Source organism: Streptomyces sp. NPDC101191, from assembly GCF_044767915.1.
Lineage (GTDB): Bacteria > Actinomycetota > Actinomycetes > Streptomycetales > Streptomycetaceae > Streptomyces.
Genome location: NZ_JBIWOU010000002.1, coordinates 1,000,917 through 1,017,629 on the forward strand (window position 1 = coordinate 1,000,917; position 16,713 = coordinate 1,017,629).

The following is a 16,713-nucleotide window of genomic DNA, read 5'->3' on the forward strand; positions in this document are numbered from 1 at the left end:
CAGCGGGCCGGTGACATGATCGGCGGGGACGACAGCGCGACGGGGCAGCGGATCGGGAGCGGCAGCGTGCGGAACCTCGACTACGACGACGTGAAGAGCGCGACCGCACGGGTCGCCGGGCAGGTCCGACCGGTGACCGTCGCGCCGGCGGTGCCGGCCGAGCGGGCGGCCCCGGCTACGAGCTGTTCTTCGCGCTGGAGTTCCTCCAGCACACCGGGACGTTCAAGGCGCGGGGCGCGCAGAACTTCCTGCTGGCGCACCGGGAGGCCGGGACCCTGCCCGCGGCCGGGGTGACGATCGCCTCCGGCGGCAACGCGGGCCTCGCGTGCGCCTGGGCGGCGCGTCAGCAGGGCGTCCGGGCCACCGTCTTCCTGCCCGAGACGGCGCCGAGGCTGAAGGTCGAGCGGCTCCTCGGCTACGGCGCGGACGTGCGCCTCGCCGGTACGGAGTACGCCGAGGCGCTGGCCGCCTGCGAGGACTTCGCGGCGGAGAGCGGGGCGCTGGCCTCGCACGCGTACGACCACGCGCTCATCGCCGCCGGGGCGGGCACCCTCATGGAGGAGATCCACCAGCGGCTGCCCGACCTCGACACACTGGTGGTCTCGGTGGGCGGAGGAGGCCTGTTCGCGGGGGTCGCCACGGCCGCGCGGCAGCACGGCGTGCGGACGGTCGCCGTGGAGCCGGAGCACTGCCGGGCGCTGCACGCCGCGCTGGAGGCGGGGGCTCCGGTCGACGTCACCGTCGCATCGGTCGCCGCCGACGCGCTCGGCGCCCGCCGGGTCTCCGCCGCCGCCCTGCACGCCGCCCGTGAGGAGGGCGTCCGCTCCGTCCTCGTCCCGGACGCGGAGATCGTGCGGGCCCGCCAGGCGCTGTGGGACGAGCACCGGCTGGTCGTCGAACACGCCGCCGCCACCGCCTTCGCGGCCCTCACCGCGCCCGCCCCCGCCTACCGGCCCGCGCCGGGCGAGAAGGTCTGCGTGGTCCTCTGCGGCGCCAACACCGACCCCAGGGACCTGGTCCGCTAGTCCGAGGCGCGCCCCCTCGGTGGACGTGGCGGGCGAGGGCAGCAGACACTCGGCCCATGACGCCATCCCCGGATACCGCACCCGCCGGTGCTCCCGCCCCCGTCGCCGCCCCCGTCGCCTTCGCCACGCTGAAGATCCGTGTCAGCGCCCTCGTCTACTGCGGGGACGAGGTCGCGCTCATCCGGCGGGACCGGCCCGGGTCCGTGCACTACTCGACCCCGGGAGGCAACGTCGAGCCCGGCGAGGACCTCCGTGACGCGCTCGCCCGTGAGCTCGCGGAGGAGCTGGGACTGGACGTCGGGCAGGCCGACGGGGGCGAGCTGGTGTGGACCGTGGACCAGCGGGTGAGCCGGCCCGGGCCCACTCCGCCGCCGCGGAAACTTCACCTGATCCACCGTCTGCGGGTCACCCCGGCGGTCCGGGAGGGGCTGGCCACCGTGGAGTACGACGAGCTGCCGGACGGCGGGCACGAGGCGGGGCACATCGTGTGGATCGACCACCGAGCGACCGCGCACCTGCCGCTCTTCCCGCCCATCGGCCCCCACCTGGCGCACCTCGGCCCGTACGACCCGGTCACCGACGCGGCCCTCCCGGCGGTCACCGACGCCACCTACCGGTGGGTGTAGCCCGGCGGAGCGGGTGTGCGGGTCGGCGGGTGGCGGCCCCGGTCGGGGGAATGTGGGGGCAGGGGCGTGGGCGGGCGGTGCCGGGGTGGTACGTCGATGGCCATGCAGCCTGGCTCGGCCCCCTCGGTCGCCCCCTTCCTCCGTACGGCCGCCGCCTACGCGTGGCGTGTGCTCGTCGTCGGCGGACTCGTCTACGCGCTGTTCGCGGTGCTCGGGAGGTTCCACGAGATCGGTGTGGCCGTCTTCCTCGGCCTGGTGGTCACCGCCCTGCTGCGGCCCGTCGCCGACGTCGTCGCCAAGGGCCTGCCGCGCCCGCTGGCGGTGGCACTGACGCTCCTCGGCGGCATCGCGCTCGTCCTCGGCGTCCTCGCACTGGTCGGCGAGGCGGTGGCGGGTGAGCGGACGACACTGGTGCGCGAGTTCCGGGAGGGGATCGGGCGCATCGAGGACTGGCTGGAGCGGCCGCCGTTCCGGCTCAACCCGCGGGCGCTGTCCGACGTCCAGTCGCGGATCGGGGACTTCCTGTCGAGCCACCGCTCGACGCTGGTCAGCGAGGCCGTGAGCGGCGCGCACCGGCTGGTCGCCGTGCTGACCACGCTCGCCCTCGCGCTGTTCAGTTCCGTGTTCTTCATCCACTCCGGGGACCGGCAGTGGGCCTGGTTCCGGGACCAGCTGCCGACCTCCGTCAGGGTCCGGGCGGACGTCGGCGGGCAGGCGGCCTGGCGCACGTTCACGGGCTACACGCACGGGATCGTGCTCGTGGCCGCGACGAACGCGGTACTCGTGGGCATCGCCCTGTGGCTGCTCGGGGTGCCGCTCGCGGTGCCGCTCGCCCTGCTGGAGTTCATGGCGGCGTTCATCCCGCTGATCGGGTCCCCCATCGCGCTGGCGGTCGCCGCCGTCGTCGCCCTGGCGGCGAAGGGGCCGCTCGTGGCGGGGATCGTGATCGCGCTGATCGTGGTGATCGGCCAGATCGAGGGCCATCTGCTGCACCCGTTGGTGATGAGCTGGGCCGTGCGGCTGCACCCGCTGGTGGTCGCGATCTCGGTCATCGCGGGTTCGATCGCGGCCGGGATCGTCGGCGCGGTGGTGGCCGTACCCCTCGTGTCGGTGGTCTGGGCGGTCCACACGTCCCTCCGCGAGGCCCGCGCGGCGGAGCGGGCCCTCGCCGGAGGCCCGTCGGACGCGGCCCCGGCCGACGGCGGGAAGGCCGCAAACGGGGAGAGCGCGGTGGGGGAGAGCGCGGACGGGGAGAGCGCGGTGGGTGGCGAGGGCACGACCGGCCGTGCGGGTCCGTCCGACGGGGCGGGGGCGTCGGACGGTCAGGATCCGTCAGGCGGCGGAGGTTCGTCAGGCGGGAGCGGTCCGTCGGGCGGTCAGGATCCGTCCGGTGCAGGTCCGTCCGACGGAGCAGGTCCGTCCGACGGAGCAGGTCCGTCCGACGGAGCAGGTCCGTCCGACGGTCAGGATCCGTCAGGCGGCGGAGGTTCGTCAGGCGGGAGCGGTCCGTCGGGCGGTCAGGATCCGTCCGGTGCAGGTCCGTCCGACGGAGCGGGTCCGTCCGGCGGTCAGGATCCGTCAGGTGGCGGGGGTTCGGCGGCGTGAGGTGGCGATGCTGAGGACGTTGGCGGTGACGACGGCGCCGATGGCCGCCCCGTCCGCCCGGCCGAGGCTCTGGCCGAGGCCGATCCAGCCCACCACCGCCGCGAGGACCGGGTTGACGCTCATGAAGAGGCCGAAGGCCGCGGGCGGGACGTGGCGGAGGGTGAAGAGGTCGACGAGGTACGGGACGGCCGACGCGAGGACGCCGGCCGCGACGGCGTAGCCGAGGGACGCGGCGGTCGGCGGGTGGCGCAGCGCGACGACCAGGCCGACGGGCAGGAACATCAGCGCGGACAGACCCGCGGCGGCGGCGCTGCCCTGCGCGCCGGGGATCCGGCTGCCGACGGTCCTGTTGAGCAGGATGTACGAGGCCCAGCAGACGGCTCCGAGGAGGCCGAAGCCCATGCCGACGTAGTCGGTGGTGGGCTGCGGGCGCATGAGGGTGACGACGCCGGCCGCGGCGAGCACCGCGCAGCAGGCGTCGACGCGGCGGCGGGTCGCGGCGAGGGCGAGGGCCAGCGGGCCGAGGAACTCCAGGGTGACGGCGAGCCCGAGGCCCACCCGGTCGATGGCCGTGTAGAGGGAGAGGTTCATCGTGCCGAAGACGACCGCCAGCAGGACCACCGGCCGCCACTGGCGCCGGGTGAACGAGCGCAGCCGGGGCCGGCCGATGGCGAGGAGGACGATCGCGGCGACGTACTGGCGGACGGCGACCACTCCGACGGGGCCGAGCACCGGGAAGGCGAGGGAACCGGTGGCGGCGCCCACCTGGTTGGACAGGCCGCTGCCGAGCATGGCGACCACCCCGGCGGAGGACGTGCGGTGCGAGGTCTCGGCGGGGGTGGGCGCCGTGGCGGTGGCGGGAGCTGCGGACATGGCCCGATCGTCCTCGGCGCCCGAGCTTGCACAAAATGCATGACCGGAAGGGTTCTATACGCTTGACGCATGCAACTGGAACTGCGGCAGCTGCGCTGTCTGGTCGCGATCGTCGACGAGGGGACCTTCACGGACGCGGCTCTCACCCTCGGTGTCTCCCAGGCGGCGGTGTCGCGGACCCTTGCGTCGCTCGAACAGGTCCTGGGCGTGCGTCTGTTGCGCCGCACCTCCCGCTCGGTGACGCCGACCGCGGCGGGCATACGGGTGGTGGCCCACGCCCGGCGGGTGCTGGACGCGGCGGACGAACTGGTCCGGGAGGCCGGCTCCGGGGAGCGGGCGCTGCGGATCGGCTACGCCTGGTCGGCGCTGGGGCGGCACACGCCGGCGTTCCAGCGGGGGTGGGCCGCGGCGCATCCGGGCACGGAGCTCCAGTTGGTCCGGGTGAACTCGCCGACCGCCGGGCTGGCCGAGGGGTCCTGCGATCTCGCGGTGCTGCGCAGGCCGCTGGAGGACCGGCGCTTCGACTCGGCGATCATCGGCCTGGAGCGGCGGCTGTGCGCGATGGCCGCCGACGAGCCGCTGGCCAGGCGCCGTTCGGTCCGTCTCGCCGATCTCAGCGGACACACGCTGCTGATCGACCGGCGCACGGGCACCACGACGCCGGAGCTGTGGCCGCCGGACTCCCGGCCGGCCACGGAGGAGATCCACGACGTCGACGACTGGCTCACCGCGATCTCCACGGGCCGCCGTATCGGCATGAGCGCGGAGGCCACCGCCAGCCAGTACCGCCGGCCCGGGGTCGTCTACCGCCCCGTGCGTGACGCCGAGCCGGTCGCGGTGCGGCTCGCCTGGTGGCGGGACGACCCGCACCCCGCGGCCCCGGCCGTGATCGAGCTGCTGACCGGGCTCTACCGCGCGGGGTGAGGCGGGTGCGCCGCTCCGGGCCCTGGCGGCGGGGTCGTCAGAGGGCATCGCCGGCGCGCAGGTCCGCGATGTCGGCCGGCCCGTAGCCCAGCTCCGTCAGGATGCGCTCGGTGTGCTCGCCGACGGCGGGGACGGGGTCCATGCGCGGGCTCGTGCCGGACAGGTCGGCCGGCGGCAGCAGTGCCGGGATCCGGGCACCCCCGGGTATGCCGACGTCCCGCCAGCGCCCGCGGGCGTCGAGGACGGGGTGTGCCAGGAACTCGGTCATGTCGTTGACCCCCGCGTTGGCGATGCCCGCCTCGTCGAGGAGCTTCGTCGCGGCGCCGCTGTCGAGGCGGGTGAACCGCTCGGCCACGAGGGCGTCGAGCTCCTCGCGGTGGGCGACCCGGTCGGAACCGGTGGCGAACCGCGGGTCCGCGGCGAGCTCCGGCCGCTCCAGGAAGCGCTCGCACAGCGCGCCCCACTCGCGCTCGTTCTGGATGGAGAACAGCACGTCCTTGCCGTCGGCCGCGGTGAAGGCGCCGTAGGGGGCGATGGTGGCGTGCCTGGTACCGATCCGCGGGGGCTGGGTGCCGCCGAACCGCGTGTAGTAGGCGGGCTGGTGCATCCATTCGGCGAGCGCCTCGAACAGGGAGACCTCGACGGCGCGGGCGACTCCGGTGGTGGCGCGGGTGAACAGGGCGGTGAGGATGCCGGTGTACAGGTACATGCCGGCGGCGATGTCGGCGACGGACACCCCGGCGCGGGCCGTGCCGTGCTCGTTGCCGGTCAGCGAGACGAGTCCGGTCTGGCACTGGACCAGCAGGTCGTACGCCTTGCGGTCGGCCCACGGCCCGCTCGTGCCGTAGCCGGAGAGTCCCGCCGCGATCAGCGAAGGGAAGCGCTCGGCGAGCGCGTCGGGGGCGAGGCCGAGGCGGGCGGCGGCGCCCGGCGCGAGATTCTGCACGAACACGTCCGCCTCGGCGAGCAGCCGCTCCAGGACCTCGCGCCCCGCGGGCGTCTTCAGGTCGAGTGTGATCGACTCCTTGGAGCGGTTGAGCCACACGAAGTAGCTGGACTCGCCGTGCACGGTCGTGTCGTAGCGACGTGCGAAGTCGCCGTCGCCCGGCCGCTCGATCTTGATCACCCGGGCGCCGAGATCGGCCAGCTGGCGCGTGGCGAAGGGTGCCGCCACCGCCTGTTCGAGGCTGACGACGGTGATGCCGGACAGCGGCAGGTCCGGGGGAAGACCGGTCATCGGGCGACCTCCTGGGGCCGTGGTGTTCGCCGGGGTGCGCCGGCGGGTGTCCTTCGGATCTTGCCGGGCTCGCGGTGTCCGGTCCCTGATCCGGCCTGATCCGAAAGACACGACCTGCGCGGGGGTGCGGTCAGCGTATGACGGCGCTCGACAGGGCGTGCAGGCGGAGGGCCAGCTGGATCTCCAGGGAGCGCGCCGGTGACTGCCAGTCGGGTCCGAGGAGACGCCCGATCCGCTCGACGCGCTGGGCCACGGTGTTCACATGGACGTGGAGGTCGTCCTTGGTGCGGGCCGGGCTCATGCCGCTGGCGAAGTAGGCGTCCATCGTGCGCACGAGGTCCGTACCCCGCCGCCGGTCGTAGGCGACGACCTGGCCGATGGTGCGCTCGACGAAGCCCTCGATGTCGCGGGTGTCGGCGAGCAGCAGGCCGAGGAAGCCGAGGTCCTCGGCTGCCGCGCCCTCGCCCTGCCGGTGCAGCAGGCGCAGCGCGTCGAGGCAGCGGCGCGCCTCCTCGTAGGCGGGTCCCACCCGCTCGGGGTGGGCGAGGGGAGCCGTGACGGGGGCGGAGGCGCCGACGGTCACGGGTTCGTGGAGTGCACCGCCCAGGTGCTTGGCGGTCTGCCGGGCCAGTTCCGCCGCGGACTCGCCGGGGCCGAGGGGAAGCAGCAGGACCGTGCCGCCCTCGCGTGCGGAGGCCAGTCCGTGGCGGGTGGCGGCCAGGTGGGAGGCGGCGGAGCGCAGTCGCTGGCGGTCGGCGCTCTCCCTGCCGCCGGTGTCCGCCTCGGCCCCGGCGTCGGCCCGGTCGATGCGGGCGGCGAGCACGACGTGGGGGGCGTCGGTGTCGGCGCGCAGTCGCGCGGCCCGCTCGCGCAGCAGCCCCGGGTCGCGGTCGGGCGCGTCGAGGAGGTCGTCGAGCAGCTCGCCGCGGACCCGCTGCTCGGCCTCGCCGGCGGAGCGGCGGGCGAGCAGCAGCAGGGAGGTGACGAGGGCGGCACGCTCCAGGGTGCGCAGGTCGACGGGGTCGAGATCGGGCCGCTCGCGCAGGACGAGGGCGCCGAAGGTCTCGCCGCCGGCGGAGACGGCCGCGACCCAGTCGTCGCCGTCACGGCCCGCGTGCCCCTCGGCGATCGTGGCGGGCCCCGGCCGCTCCTCGACGAACTCGACGGCGCCACCGAGCACCTCGGAGACGGCGGCGGCCACGTCGTGCACCCCGCCGCCGCGCAGGACGAGTTCGGTGAGCCGGTCGTGGACCTCGGAGGCCCGCTCGATGACGCCGCTGTGCTCGCGGATGATGTCGTTGGCCCGCTCCAGCTCGGCGAGGGCGGAGCGGGTCTCGGCGAGCAGGTTGGCGGTGTCGATGGCGACGGCGGCGTGCGCGGCGAACGAGCCGAGCAGGGCGACCTGCTCGCGCTCGAAGACCCGGGCCCGCCGGTCGGCGGCGAAGAGCACGCCGATGACCTGGCTGCCGAGGGTGAGCGGCACGCCGAGGATCGCCACGAGTCCCTCGTCGCCGACGGCGCTGTCGATGGACTCGGTGTGCTGGAAGCGCTCGTCGCGGAAGTAGTCGTCGGTGACGTAGGGCCGGGAGGTCTGGGCCACCAGTCCGCCGAGCCCCTCCCCCATGCCCAGCCTGACCTGCTGGAACCGGGCGGAGACGGAACCCTCGGTGACCCGCATGTAGGTGTCGCCCCGCACGGGGTCGTTGAGGCTGAGATAGGCGACCTCGGTGCCGAGCAGGGAGCGGGCGCGCTGCACGATGGCGCGCAGCACGTCGTCGAGGTCGCGCAGGCCCGCGAGGTCGTGGGCGGTCTCGAAGAGCGCCGACAGCTCGGCCTCGCGCCGGCGCCGGCCCTCCAGCTCGGCCCGGACCCGGAGCGCGAGCTGCTTGGCCTGCTCCAGCCCCGCCAGCTCCTCGGGCCCCGCGCCGCCCGCGCGGGCGAGCAGCACGGGGCGGTCGTACGCCTCGGTGGCGGCGCCACGGGCGAGGAGCTCCAGGTAGGCGGCCTGTTCGTGGGTCATGGTCACAGGGATACCTGTCGTACGGGGGGTCGCACCAGCCCTGTGGACAACGTTCGCGGCGCTCAGTGCGCCGTCCAGCCTCCGTCGAGGGCGAGCGAGGTGCCGGTCACGAAGGACGCCTGCGGCGTGCAGAGGTAGAGCACGGCCTCGGCGACCTCCTCGGGTTCGATGAGCCGCTTGAGCGCGGAGTCCTTCAGCAGCACCTCGGACAGCACCCGCTCGGCGGGGATGCCGTGGGCGGCGGCTTGGTCGGCGATCTGGCGCTCGACGAGGGGCGTGCGGACATAGCCGGGGTTGACGCAGTTGGAGGTGACGCCGTGCGGGGCGCCCTCCAGGGCGGCGGTCTTGGAGAGGCCCTCCAGTCCGTGTTTGGCGGCCACGTAGGCCGACTTGTAGGCGGAGGCGCGCAGCCCGTGCACGGAGGAGACGTTCACGATGCGGCCCCAGCCCCGGGCGTACATCTCCGGCAGGGCACCCCTGATCAGGCGGAAGGGCGCCTCCAGCATCACGGTGAGGACCTGGTGGAAGACGTCCGGCGGGAAGTCCTCGATGGGGCGGACGAGCTGGAGCCCCGCGTTGTTCACGAGGATGTCGGCGCCTGCCGCGGCGGCCTCGGCGGCGTCGAGGTCGGTGAGGTCGAGCAGCTGTGCCTCGACCGCGCCGGGCAGCCCGACGGCGGACTCGGACAGCGCGTCGAGCCCTTCGGCGGCCCGGTCGACGGCTCTGACCCGGGCTCCGGCGGCGGCGAGCCGCAGCGCGCAGGCCCGGCCGATGCCACTGGCCGCGCCGGTGACGAGCGCGGTGCGCCCGGAGAGGTCGAGGGTGACGGACCCGGGGGCGGGCCGGGGCGCGGGGGCCTGGGCCGGGACGGGCCCTGATGTGGTGGGGGCGCTCATGCTCCGCACCTTATGAAGCGCCCCACCTCCGACCGATGTGCGTTGAACACATAGTTCAGCCCAGGGTCGTGGGGTCGAACCATGTGGGTTCGTCCTTGAGCGCCTGCTCGATCCGGAAGTACGAGAAGCGCTTCATCTCCGGCAGAGCGTCCAGCGCGAACCAGCCGACCTCCGTGGACTCCTCGTCGTTGACCCGCGCCTCGCCGCCGACGGCCCGGCAGCGGAACGACACGTCCATGAACTGGCACGTGTCGCCGTTGGGGTACACGACCGGCTTCCGCAGGGTCTGCACGAGCACCACCCGCTCCACCTCGCAGCGCACACCCGTCTCCTCGTAGACCTCGCGCACGGCACACGCGGCGGGCTGTTCGCCGGGCTCGACGATGCCGCCCACGATGGCCCACCTTCCGGTGTCCGCCCGCCGACCGAGCAGCACGCGTCCGCTGTCGTCGAAGACGACGGCGGAGACGCCCGGCAGGAAGAGGAGCTGGTGCCCGGCGGAGGCGCGGATGTCTCGGATGAAGTCGGGGGTGCCCATGTACCGACCCTAGATCATCTCGGCGGGGGCCACCCGGGCCCCTCGCGCTCAGGCCGCGCCGGCCCTGCGGGCGCGTACGGACCGGGCGGCCGACCAGCCGAGACCGGCCGCGGCGACCGCGACGAGCAGCGCCTCCGGCAGGGTGCCCATCCGGGTCGCCGGGGTCAGCGAGGACCGCAGCGGCACCTTCTCGACGAGCACGTCGGGCGTGAAGAGCTTCGTCTCCGCCACGATCTTCCCGTCCGGCTCGATGATCGCGCTGACGCCGCTGGTGACGGGGACGACCACGCTGCGACTGTGCTCGACGGCGCGCACCCGGGACATCGCGAGCTGCTGGTAGGTCATCTCGCTGCGGCCGAAGGTGGCGTTGTTGCTGGGCACGGTGATCAGCTGGGCGCCGTGCGTCACGGTGTCGCGCACCGCCCAGTCGAAGGCCGCCTCGTAGCAGGTCGCGAGACCCACCTTCGTGCCGGCGAGGTCGAAGACGCCGACCTTGTTCCCGGGGCCGAAGTCGCGGCGGACCCGGTCGACGTCGCTGTTGAAGAGCCGTACGAAGGACCGCATCGGGATGTACTCGCCGAAGGGCTGCACGTGCCGCTTGTCGTACTCGGCGACCGGGCCCTTGTCCGGGTCCCACTGGACGAGGGTGTTGCGCAGCTTGCCGGTCTCCGGGGCGATGACGGAGCCGATCACGGTCGGCGCGTTCACCTCGCGCACCGCCTCGTCGATCACCTCGTACGCGTCGGGGTTGGCGTACGGGTCGATGTCGGAGGAGTTCTCCGGCCAGAGCACGAAGTCGGGCTGCGGCTCGCGGCCCGCCTTCACCTCCGCGGCCAGCTCGCGGGTGCGGTTGGCGTGGTTGTCGAGGACCGCGCGCCGCTGGGAGTTGAAGTCCAGGCCGAGGCGGGGCACGTTCCCCTGCACGGCGGCGACCGTGGCGGTGCCGTCCTCCGCGGCGTCCGACACCAGCGGCAGGGCCGCGACGGCACCGGTCACCGGGACGAGGACGGCGAGCGCGGCGGCGGCGATCGGACCGCGGGCGGCCGCGCGCCGGGCCCGGACCTGGCGCACCAGCTCGTACAGGCCGAAACCGCAGAGTGCCACCGCGAAGCCCAGGACCGGAGTGCCGCCCACGGCCGCGAGCGGCAGGAAGATCCCGTCGGCCTGGCCGAAGGCGATCTTGCCCCAGGGAAAGCCGCCGAACGGCACGCGCGCGCGTGCCGCCTCGCCGAGGATCCACACGGCGGCGGCGAACACCGGCCAGGCGGGGAGCCGCGACACGGCGGTGATCCCGAGGCCGACGGCCGCGACGAACAGCGCCTCCACGGCGGCGAGCGCCACCCACGGAACCGGGCCGACCTCCTCGCCGGTCCACACGAGCAGCGGCAGCAGGAAGCCGAGCCCCGCCAGATAGCCGAGCCCGAACCCGGCCCGCAGCCGGCGGCCGCGCAGCGTCCAGCCGAGCAGCGCGAACGCGGGCAGGGCGAGCCACCACAGGGGCCGGGGCGGGAAGCTCAGGAACAACAGCACCCCGGACAGCGCGGCGGCACCGGGCCGCAACAGCCGCCGCACCCCACGGGCCCGCTCGGGGGCGGGGACGGACTCGGGCACGTCGGACGGTGCGATGGTGGTGCTCACGTCCGGGAGTCTACGGCGCCCGCCCGAGCCTGCGGCAGCACGGATCAAGGAAGCGCCTCCCCTTGGGAAAGCCGACGACGGGATGGGCCGACGCCTCCCACCCAAGGTGAGCCGACGACGACGGGAAAGGGCCAACCCCTCCCACCCAGGGAAAGCCGACGACGCCGAGAAACGGCCAACACCTCCTCCCAGGGAGAGCCGACGACGACGGGAAGGGGGCCAACACTCCCACCCAGGGAGAGCCGACGACGCCGAAAAGGAGCCAACACCCCCACCCAGGGGAAGCCGACAACGACGGGAAGGGGGCCGGTGGCTCCGCGGGGGTGGGGGTGTCCGGACGTGGCGGCGACCTTCCCGAGCGAAGCGAAGGGAAGCTCGCAGTCCGGACACCCCCACCCCCGCGGAGCCACCGGCCCCCGTGAACACACGGGGTCCCTCCGCGGGACCCACGGGGCGGGCGTGCCCGCCACGGGGCTGGCGTGCCCGCGGACAACGGTCCGGTTACGCGCCTGTCGGCGTGGGCGGCGTGGCGCGGTGAAGGAGGGCGCGGATGACCGTCACGGCCGATTCCGCGTCGTCCACGGTGACCGTGAAGGTGCGCCCGTCGCCGAGCCGCAGCACCAGGCCCTCACCCCGCCGCACGACGACCGCCGTGCCCTTCTCGGGACGCCAGCGGTAGCCCCAGCCGCCCCACTGGCGCGGGGTGACGGACGGCTCGAAGTCGGCGCCGACGACGTGGGAGAGGGGGATGCGCCGGCGCGGCACGCCGATGTGCCCGCAGCGCACCTCCATCGCGCGGGCGTCGACGCGGACCGCGACGTGGACGAAGGCGAGCGTGCCGAAGAGCACGAGGAGGCCGGCGGCGACGCAGCCGATGACGGCCATGAGCAGGGGTGCGATGCCCGAGGTCCAGGGCGACTCGACGGCGAGCGTGATGCCGAGCGCCAGGCAGGCGACTCCGGCGACGGCCGGAAGCCATTGCATCCGGTTGGTCGCTCGTCCGGTCCAGACCGGGGTCACGGGTCCCTCGGGACCCGGTTTCGGGGAGTGGTCCCTCATGGTGACAGCCTAAGCACGTTCCGCCGGGTCGGCGCCTCAGCGGAGCCGTCCGGACACGCTCAGCGCGCGGCGGTCGCCGCTCCGAGGAGGCGGCCTTCCGCGTAGCCGAGCGCGGCCGGCGGGAGTTCGCCCGTACGCCCGCTCAGGAGCACGGTAAGTCCGCCCGTGGGGGCCGCCGCGGGGTCGGCCCCGACGCCGATCCGCCGCAGCGCCTGTGCGGCGACTGCCCCGGCGGAGCCGTGCAAAACGACGGGCGGGTGGTCGGTGCGGCGCAGCGCGTCCCGGATGAGGTCGGCGACGAGTTCGTAGTGGGTGCAGCCGAGGACCACGGCCCGTACGTCCAGGGGGGTGAGCGCGGCCGCGGCCGCGACGGCCCGGCGTACGGCGTCGGCGTCGCCGTGCTCGACGGCGTCGGCGAGTCCGGGACAGGGCACCTCGGTGACCTCGGCGCCGTCCGCGAAGTCGCGGATCAGGCCCCGCTGGTACGGGCTGCCGGTGGTGGCCGGGGTCGCCCAGATGGCGACCTTGCCGCCGCCGACCGCCGCCGGCTTGACGGCCGGGACGGTGCCGATGACGGGGATGTGCGGCTCCAGCGCGGCGCGGAGGGCCGGCAGGGCGTGGACGGTCGCGGTGTTGCAGCCGACGATCAGCGCGGCGGGGCCGTGCGCGGCGGCGGCCCGGGCGACGGCGAGGGCACGCTCGGTGAGGTCCTCCGGCGTGCGGGGGCCCCATGGCATGCCGTCGGGGTCGGAGGAGAGCACCAGATCCACGTCGGGCCGCATGCCGCGGACCGCCGCAGCTGCCGGGAGCAGGCCGATTCCGGAATCCATGAGCGCGATCTTCACCCGGTCACCCTAGCCGACCGCCCTTGATTCCCCGGCGATCTGGGGCAGACTGCGGCGAATGAGCCCCCTTGCCTGGATCGCGATCGCCTCTCTGTCCGTCTGGGGATGGCTGCTGCTCGGCCAGGGCTTCTTCTGGCGTACGGACCAGCGCCTGCCGGCACCGGTCGGCACCGCTCCGGAGCGGTGGCCGGCGGTCGTGGTGGTCGTCCCGGCACGGGACGAGGCCGAGGTGCTGCCACTGAGCCTGCCCTCGCTGCTGGCGCAGGACTATCCGGGGCGGGCGGAGGTGATCCTCGTGGACGACGGGAGCACCGACGGCACGGGCCCCCTGGCCGAGGAGCTCGCGCGACGCCAGGGCGGGCTGCCGCTGACGGTGGCCCGACCGGGCGAGCCGGAGCCGGGCTGGACGGGCAAGCTCTGGGCGCTGCGGCACGGAATGACGCTGGCACGCGCGCGTGGGCCCGAATTCCTCCTCCTGACGGACGCGGACATCGCGCACGAGCCGGACAGTCTGCGCCTGCTCGTCGCGGCGGCGACGGGCCACCGGCTCGATCTGGTGTCGCAGATGGCGCGGCTGCGGGTGACGAGCGGCTGGGAGCGGCTGATCGTGCCGGCCTTCGTCTACTTCTTCTGCCAGCTGTATCCGTTCCGCTGGATCAACCGGCGGCGCCCGCTGGCGACGGCGGCGGCGGGCGGGTGCGTGCTGCTGCGGTCGGAGACGGCGGAGCGGGCCCGGGTGCCGGAGGCGATCCGGCAGGCGGTGATCGACGACGTGTCACTGGCCCGGGCGGTCCGGCGGGCGGGCGGCCGGGTCTGGCTCGGACTCGCGGACCGGGTGGACAGCATCCGCCCGTATCCGCGCCTGGGCGACCTGTGGCGGATGGTCTCGCGGAGCGCGTACACGCAGCTCCGGCACAGCCCGCCGCTGCTCGCGGGTACGGTCGCCGGCCTCGCGCTCGTCTATCTGGCGCCTCCGCTGACGCTGGTGGCCGGGCTGTGGGCGGGGGACGCCCGGGCGGCGTGGGCCGGCGGGCTGGCCTGGGCGGTGATGACGGGCACGTATCTGCCGATGCTCCGCTATTACCGCCAGCCGCCCTGGCTCGCCCCGCTGCTGCCGTTCACCGCCCTGCTCTATCTGCTGATGACCGTGGACTCGGCGGTCCAGCATCACCGGGGCCGGGGTGCGGCGTGGAAGGGGCGCACGTACGCCCGTCCCGAGGCCGCGCCGGACCGGTGAACGGCGTCATCTGACGGCGGGCCGCCACTTCGTCTGCCGGTCGGGGCGCCGTTCCGCACGGTGAGGATGACGGTCGGGGTCCGCCGTCGAAGCCGGGGGCACCTGCTGCTCGGAGAAAACGAAGTCCGCGCCCGAGCGCACCTTTCCCGGGACGAGAAGCAGCGTCGAGGCCCCGACGTCAGGGACGTCCGTTCCCGAACGCCACGTCAATTCCGCCCGGATCTCACGCGCCGTCAGCGGAACATTGGCTCCCTTAAGCATGAACGTCCCGCGACATTGCGGCTCCCGCCGCATCAAGATTCCTTTACGCAGAACAGGGACCGGGCATGCCGGGCACTCTGCGTGACCCGCGGGTAACCCCTCCCGAGCTTGGGTTTTTCAAGATCACCCATCCCCGGGGCGACCGTTTTTGACAGATTCGCTCACATTGCCGTTGGGCGGTCTCAACGAACCCGTCAAACAACCCTCTTATCGGTCTCCCCAACCAGCACATCGTGGGCTTAACTTATGGCCATGACCTCCCCGCGCTCCACCTACGGAGGCGGTTACTACACCGCGCCGTCGTTCCCCGACACCCCCATCTACGACTCCCTCGTCGCAGAGCGGGGCACGCCTCAGATCGCCCCGATCCGAGTGCCCTCCGTGTACGACACCCCCGGCGGCTTCTCCGGAAGCAGCAGCTACCTGCCGGCGCTGCCCGCCGCCCTGCCCGCCCTCCCGGCGGCACCCACCCCGCAGCCCGCACCCGCGTACGGCGGCAACGGCGGCTACGGCTATCCGCAGCCCGCACCGCAGATGGCTCCCGCCGCGCACATGGCCCCGGCCACGCAGCTGATGGCCCCCGTGCCGCTGCAGCAGGCGCCGGCGCCGTACATCCCGCAGCAGCCCGTCGCCCCGCGCGGCTACCCCGGCCCGCAGGCGCCGCAGCCGCAGCGTCCGGCGCCCGCCGGCTACGAGGCGATGCGCCCGGCGGCCCCCCGCCCGGCGCCCGCGTCGTACGACGACCCGTACAACCGCCCCTACCAGGGCCGCGGATACTGATCTTCGGATCGGACGAAGCGACTGGCAGGATGAGGACATGCCGAATCCTGTCTTGCGCTCCGTCCATGTCCACCCGGTCAAAGCACTGCGCGGGTTCTCACCCGCCGAGGCGGAGGTCCAGCCATGGGGACTGGCCGGTGACCGCCGCTGGGCCGTCGTGGACACCGCGGGCAAGGTCGTGACCCAACGCCAGCACGCACGGCTGGCGTTGGCGTCGGCCGCGTTGTCGGGGGACGGCGCGGTCACACTGTCCGCGCCCGGTCGCGAGACGCTGACGGTGGAGGTTCCGCACCCGTCCACCGCGCTCGGCACGATCCCGGTGGACGTCTTCGGCACCGTCGTGGAGGCGGTTCCGGCCGATCCCGCGGCGGACGCGTGGTTCAGCGCCTACCTCGACAGCGAGGTGCGCCTCACGCACATGGACGACCCGGCCCACCGGCGTCCCGTCGACCCGGACTACGCCCTGCCGGGCGAGACCGTGAGCTTCGCCGACGGCTTTCCGCTGCTCGTCACCACGAGCGCCTCGCTCGACGCCCTCAACTCCCTCATCGCCCAGGGCGATCACCCCGACGAGGGCCCGCTGCCCATGAACCGTTTCCGGCCCAACGTGGTCGTCGACGGCACCGCGCCCTGGGCCGAGGACGGCTGGCGGCGGATCTCCATCGGCGACGTCGCCTTCCGCGTCCCCCGGTCCTGCGGCCGCTGCGTGGTCACCACCACCGACCAGGAGACGGCGGAGCGGGGCAAGGAGCCGCTGCGCACCCTGGCCCGGCACCGCAAGGACGGCAACCGGCTGATCTTCGGCCAGAACCTGGTCCCCGAGCACCGCGGGATCATCCGGGTCGGCGACCCCGTCAAAATCCTCGACTGACCTTCCCGGCCCCGCACACCGGCGGGCACACCGCGGACCGCACACCGGGGACCGCACACCGCGGACCGCCCACCGGCCGGAGAAGCCCCGCGCACGCTCACGGACCTGTTCCGCACGTGTCCCGGACGTGCCCCGCACCCGGCCACGGGCCGCACCCCTCCCCGTACCTCGCGGAAATCGGTCCCGACAGGCGCGGAACCCACCCCGGGGGGACACTCGTTGGAAGAACGGCAACCGCCCAAGGGCCCGCGCCGGGCCGTCGACGAGACGAGGGGGTG

General features: G+C 74.2%; 13 protein-coding genes and 2 pseudogenes. 7 read left to right on the forward strand and 8 right to left on the reverse strand.

Translation table 11 applies throughout. The features are described 5' to 3' along the window. Window positions 1-15 precede the first annotated feature (15 nt). The 3 genes and pseudogenes from ACIRQF_RS11335 to ACIRQF_RS11345 all read left to right on the forward strand — a co-directional run. Window positions 16-1,025, forward strand: a pseudogene (locus tag ACIRQF_RS11335) (threonine/serine dehydratase). A 56-nt stretch (window positions 1,026-1,081) separates the two neighbouring features. Then, entirely contained in the window at window positions 1,082-1,651 is a 570-nt protein-coding gene (locus tag ACIRQF_RS11340; RefSeq protein WP_404091072.1) for an NUDIX domain-containing protein, read from the forward strand. A gap of 102 nt (window positions 1,652-1,753) precedes the next feature. Then, a pseudogene (locus ACIRQF_RS11345) lies at window positions 1,754-2,800 on the forward strand (AI-2E family transporter); the annotation flags it as partial. Between the two features lie 429 nt (window positions 2,801-3,229). Here the strand turns inward: ACIRQF_RS11345 and ACIRQF_RS11350 are convergent. Next, the gene (locus tag ACIRQF_RS11350) at window positions 3,230-4,129 is read right to left on the reverse strand and encodes an EamA family transporter (RefSeq protein ID WP_404091075.1); all 900 of its coding nucleotides are present in this window, start codon (window positions 4,127-4,129) and stop codon (window positions 3,230-3,232) included. Window positions 4,130-4,198: 69 nt separating this feature from the next. Between ACIRQF_RS11350 and ACIRQF_RS11355 the strand changes: the two genes are divergently transcribed. Beyond that, the gene (locus ACIRQF_RS11355; RefSeq protein ID WP_404091078.1) at window positions 4,199-5,053 is read left to right on the forward strand and encodes a LysR family transcriptional regulator; all 855 of its coding nucleotides are present in this window, start codon (window positions 4,199-4,201) and stop codon (window positions 5,051-5,053) included. 37 nt (window positions 5,054-5,090) lie between these two features. Here the strand turns inward: ACIRQF_RS11355 and ACIRQF_RS11360 are convergent, their stop codons facing one another. The 7 genes from ACIRQF_RS11360 to ACIRQF_RS11390 all read right to left on the reverse strand — a co-directional run bounded on the left by ACIRQF_RS11360 (window position 5,091) and on the right by ACIRQF_RS11390 (window position 13,286). Beyond that, window positions 5,091-6,290: a CaiB/BaiF CoA transferase family protein gene (locus ACIRQF_RS11360; RefSeq protein ID WP_404091081.1), complete on the reverse strand. Its 1,200-nt coding sequence runs from the start codon at window positions 6,288-6,290 to the stop codon at window positions 5,091-5,093. Window positions 6,291-6,420: 130 nt separating this feature from the next. After that, on the reverse strand, window positions 6,421-8,310 hold the full coding sequence (locus ACIRQF_RS11365) for a helix-turn-helix domain-containing protein (RefSeq protein WP_389758663.1): 1,890 nt from the start codon (window positions 8,308-8,310) through the stop codon (window positions 6,421-6,423). Between the two features lie 62 nt (window positions 8,311-8,372). Next, complete coding sequence (locus ACIRQF_RS11370; RefSeq protein ID WP_382480068.1) at window positions 8,373-9,206, reverse strand: 3-hydroxybutyrate dehydrogenase; 834 nt, start codon at window positions 9,204-9,206, stop codon at window positions 8,373-8,375. A 55-nt stretch (window positions 9,207-9,261) separates the two neighbouring features. After that, on the reverse strand, window positions 9,262-9,744 hold the full coding sequence (locus tag ACIRQF_RS11375; protein ID WP_389758661.1) for an NUDIX domain-containing protein: 483 nt from the start codon (window positions 9,742-9,744) through the stop codon (window positions 9,262-9,264). Between the two features lie 48 nt (window positions 9,745-9,792). Next, the gene (lnt, locus tag ACIRQF_RS11380; RefSeq protein WP_404091085.1) at window positions 9,793-11,382 is read right to left on the reverse strand and encodes an apolipoprotein N-acyltransferase; all 1,590 of its coding nucleotides are present in this window, start codon (window positions 11,380-11,382) and stop codon (window positions 9,793-9,795) included. A 501-nt stretch (window positions 11,383-11,883) separates the two neighbouring features. Beyond that, complete coding sequence (locus ACIRQF_RS11385; protein WP_376631367.1) at window positions 11,884-12,441, reverse strand: hypothetical protein; 558 nt, start codon at window positions 12,439-12,441, stop codon at window positions 11,884-11,886. 59 nt (window positions 12,442-12,500) lie between these two features. Then, the gene (locus ACIRQF_RS11390; protein WP_404091088.1) at window positions 12,501-13,286 is read right to left on the reverse strand and encodes a glutamate racemase; all 786 of its coding nucleotides are present in this window, start codon (window positions 13,284-13,286) and stop codon (window positions 12,501-12,503) included. A gap of 58 nt (window positions 13,287-13,344) precedes the next feature. Between ACIRQF_RS11390 and ACIRQF_RS11395 the strand changes: the two genes are divergently transcribed. From ACIRQF_RS11395 to ACIRQF_RS11405, 3 genes are all read left to right on the forward strand, one after another. Further along, window positions 13,345-14,523, forward strand: coding sequence for a glycosyltransferase (locus ACIRQF_RS11395; protein ID WP_404091090.1), 1,179 nt, complete (start codon window positions 13,345-13,347; stop codon window positions 14,521-14,523). 513 nt (window positions 14,524-15,036) lie between these two features. Continuing rightward, window positions 15,037-15,564 (forward strand): DUF6643 family protein, encoded by a 528-nt coding sequence (locus tag ACIRQF_RS11400; protein WP_382478785.1) that lies wholly within the window; start codon window positions 15,037-15,039, stop codon window positions 15,562-15,564. Window positions 15,565-15,601: 37 nt separating this feature from the next. Continuing rightward, entirely contained in the window at window positions 15,602-16,435 is an 834-nt protein-coding gene (locus ACIRQF_RS11405; RefSeq protein ID WP_404091095.1) for an MOSC domain-containing protein, read from the forward strand. The last annotated feature ends 278 nt before the right edge of the window (window positions 16,436-16,713 follow it).

What these genes read in the sequence shown, in the direction of transcription:
- ACIRQF_RS11370 (WP_382480068.1), bottom strand. Translation starts at nt 9,206, where the DNA reads ATGAGCGCCCCCACCACATCAGGGCCCGTCCCGGCCCAGGCCCCCGCG.
- ACIRQF_RS11365 (WP_389758663.1), bottom strand. Translation starts at nt 8,310, where the DNA reads ATGACCCACGAACAGGCCGCCTACCTGGAGCTCCTCGCCCGTGGCGCC.
- ACIRQF_RS11360 (WP_404091081.1), bottom strand. Translation starts at nt 6,290, where the DNA reads ATGACCGGTCTTCCCCCGGACCTGCCGCTGTCCGGCATCACCGTCGTC.
- ACIRQF_RS11385 (WP_376631367.1), bottom strand. Translation starts at nt 12,441, where the DNA reads ATGAGGGACCACTCCCCGAAACCGGGTCCCGAGGGACCCGTGACCCCG.
- ACIRQF_RS11400 (WP_382478785.1), top strand. Translation starts at nt 15,037, where the DNA reads ATGACCTCCCCGCGCTCCACCTACGGAGGCGGTTACTACACCGCGCCG.
- ACIRQF_RS11355 (WP_404091078.1), top strand. Translation starts at nt 4,199, where the DNA reads ATGCAACTGGAACTGCGGCAGCTGCGCTGTCTGGTCGCGATCGTCGAC.
- ACIRQF_RS11340 (WP_404091072.1), top strand. Translation starts at nt 1,082, where the DNA reads ATGACGCCATCCCCGGATACCGCACCCGCCGGTGCTCCCGCCCCCGTC.
- ACIRQF_RS11375 (WP_389758661.1), bottom strand. Translation starts at nt 9,744, where the DNA reads ATGGGCACCCCCGACTTCATCCGAGACATCCGCGCCTCCGCCGGGCAC.
- ACIRQF_RS11350 (WP_404091075.1), bottom strand. Translation starts at nt 4,129, where the DNA reads ATGTCCGCAGCTCCCGCCACCGCCACGGCGCCCACCCCCGCCGAGACC.
- ACIRQF_RS11395 (WP_404091090.1), top strand. Translation starts at nt 13,345, where the DNA reads ATGAGCCCCCTTGCCTGGATCGCGATCGCCTCTCTGTCCGTCTGGGGA.
- ACIRQF_RS11405 (WP_404091095.1), top strand. Translation starts at nt 15,602, where the DNA reads ATGCCGAATCCTGTCTTGCGCTCCGTCCATGTCCACCCGGTCAAAGCA.